The organism is Micromonospora sp. D75 (assembly GCF_018070405.1).
GTDB lineage: Bacteria > Actinomycetota > Actinomycetes > Mycobacteriales > Micromonosporaceae > Micromonospora > Micromonospora chalcea.
In genome coordinates this window covers 1-2763 of sequence record NZ_JAGPXV010000719.1, presented here as the reverse complement: position 1 = coordinate 2763, position 2763 = coordinate 1, and the positions used below count along the sequence as shown (strand labels likewise).

The 2763-nt window shown below is 72.6% G+C and carries 2 protein-coding genes; both read right to left on the bottom strand.

Translation table 11 applies throughout. From position 1 onward, the window contains the following. Window positions 1-40: 40 nt before the first annotated feature. Entirely contained in the window at window positions 41-1312 is a 1272-nt protein-coding gene (gabT, locus tag KBX39_RS28125) for a 4-aminobutyrate--2-oxoglutarate transaminase (protein ID WP_210873417.1), read from the bottom strand. 5 nt (window positions 1313-1317) lie between these two features. Further along, the coding region (locus KBX39_RS28120) for a gamma-aminobutyraldehyde dehydrogenase (protein ID WP_210873415.1) at window positions 1318-2763 on the bottom strand (1446 nt) is incomplete at its 5' end.

Below are 2763 nucleotides of genomic sequence, written 5' to 3'. Positions count from 1 at the left end.
GTCCTGGGGATGATCGGCCCATGGTGTTCCACGTCCGGGGTCAGCCGAAGGCGGCCGCCAGGATGTCCAGCCCTCGGCCCAGCTCGTCGTCGGAGATGACCAGCGGCGGCAGGAACCGCAGCACGTTGCCGTAGGTGCCGCAGGTCAGCGTGAGCAGCCCGGCCGCGTGGCAGGCCGCCGAGATCGCCGCCGTGGCGGCCGGGTCGGGGGTCGACGTGCCCGGTACGACGATCTCCACGGCGAGCATCGCGCCCCGGCCGCGTACCTCGGCCACGCGCGGGTCACCGGCGGCGATCGCGCGCAGCCGCTCACCCATCACCGCGCCGATCCGGTGCGCGGCGGCGGCCAGGTCCAGCTCCCGCATCGTCTCGATCGACGCGAGCGCGGCGGCGCAGGCGATCGGGTTGCCGCCGTACGTGCCGCCCAGACCGCCGACGTGCACCGCGTCCATCAGCTCCGCCCGGCCGGTCACCGCCGCCAGCGGCAGCCCGCCCGCGATGCCCTTGGCCAGCGTGATCAGGTCCGGCTCGACGCCCTCGTGCTCACAGGCGAACCAGTCGCCGGTGCGGCAGAAACCCGTCTGGATCTCGTCGGCGACGAAGACCACCCCGGCCGCCGTCGCCCACTCGCGCAGCGCCGGCAGGAAACCCTCAGCGGGTACGACGAAACCGCCCTCGCCCTGGATCGGCTCGATCAGCAGCGCCGCCACGTTCTCCGCGCCCACCTGCTTCTCGATCATCTCGATCGAGCGGGCCGCCGCGGCGGCGCCGTCCAGCCCGCCGTCGCGCAGCGGGTACGACATCGGCACCCGGTAGACCTCACCGGCGAACGGCCCGAACCGGTGCTTGTACGGCATGTTCTTCGCGGTCAGCGCCATGGTCAGGTTGGTCCGGCCGTGGTACGCGTGGTCGAACACCACCACCGCCGGCCGCCCGGTCGCGTGCCGGGCGATCTTCACCGCGTTCTCCACCGCCTCGGCGCCGGAGTTGAACAACGCCGAGCGCTTCCCGAAACCACCCGGTGTCAGCGCGTTGAGCTGCTCGCAGACCGCCACGTACGACTCGTACGGCGCGACCATGAAGCAGGTGTGGGTGAACCGCTCGACCTGCGCGCGTACCGCCTCGACCACACGCGGCGCGGAGTTGCCCACGTTGGTGACGGCGATGCCGGCGGCGAAGTCGATCCACTCCCGCCCGTCCACGTCGGTGATCGTGCCGCCGCCCGCCCGGTCCACGTACGCGGGAATGGTGCTGCCGACGCCCCGCGCCACCGCCTCGACCCGGCGCTTGTGCAGCTCCTCGCTGGTGGCCATCGCGATCAGCCCTCGATGTTGTGCATGACGTGCTTGACCCGGGTGTAGTCCTCCAGGCTGTAGACCGACAGGTCCTTGCCGTGGCCGGAGTGCTTGAAGCCGCCGTGCGGCATCTCCGAGACGAACGGGATGTGCGTGTTCACCCAGACGCAGCCGAAGTCCAGCCGCCGCGTCATCCGCATGGCCCGGCCGTGGTCGCGCGTCCACACCGAGGCGGACAGGCCGTAGTCCACGCCGTTGGCCCAGCGCACCGCCTCGTCCTCGTCGGAGAAGCGCTGCACGGTGATGACCGGCCCGAACACCTCGTCCTGGATGATCTCGTCGGCCTGGCGTACGCCGGAGACCACTGTCGGGGCGTAGAAGAAGCCGCGCTCGCCGACCCGGGCGCCGCCAGTGGTGACGTTCGCGTGGTCCGGCAGGCGGTCCACGAATCCGCTCACCCGGGCGAGCTGGTTGGCGTTGTTCAGCGGGCCGTAGAGCACGTCGGCGTCGTCCGGCCCGCCGGTACGGGTGTTGCGGGCCTGCTCGGTCAGCGCGGCCACGAAGTCCTCGTGGATGCCCGGCCCGGTCAGCACCCGGGTGGCCGCCGTGCAGTCCTGACCGGCGTTGAAGTAGCCGCCCATCGCGATCGCCTCGGCCGCCGCCGTCACGTCGGCGTCGTCGAAGATCACCACCGGGGCCTTGCCGCCCAGCTCCAGGTGCGTCCGCTTCAGGTCCGGCGCCGCCGCGGCGGCGACCTCCATGCCCGCGCGGGTCGAGCCGGTGATCGACACGAGCTGCGGGGTCGGGTGGGAGACCAGCGTACGGCCGGTGTCGCGGTCGCCGCAGACCACGTTGAACACACCCGGGGGCAGGTGCTCGGCGGCGATCTCGGCCAGCAGCAGCGTCGACACCGGCGTGGTGTCCGACGGCTTCAGCACCACCGCGTTCCCGGCGGCGAGGGCCGGGGCGATCTTCCAGACCGCCATCATCAGCGGGTAGTTCCACGGCGTCACCTGGGCGCAGACGCCGATCGGCTCGCGCCGCACGTACGAGGTGTGCCCGGCCATGTACTCACCGGCCGAGCGGCCCTCCAGCAGACGCGCGGCGCCGGCGAAGAAGCGCAGCTCGTCCACTGCCGGCGGCAACTCCTCCTCGGTGGTGAGCTGCCGGGGCTTGCCGGTGTTGCGGACCTCGGCGTCGACCAGCTCGGCGGCCCGCGCCTCCACCGCGTCGGCGAACTTCAGCAGCGCCCGCTGCCGCTCGGCCGGGGTGGTGTCGCGCCAGGTCTCGAACGCGGCGGAGGCGGCCTTCATCGCCGCGTCCACGTCCGCCGCGCCGGAGACCGGGGCCTGGGCGAAGACCTCGCCGGTGCACGGGTCGATCAGGTCGGCGTAGCCGCCGGCGACCGGGTCGACGTACTCGCCGTTGACGAGGTTGCGCGGCTGCGGCGGGGGGGTGCGGCGTGGTGT

Bases quoted from the DNA above. Each gene is read 5' to 3' on its own strand.
- gabT (WP_210873417.1), bottom strand. From the start codon at position 1,312: ATGGCCACCAGCGAGGAGCTGCACAAGCGCCGGGTCGAGGCGGTGGCG.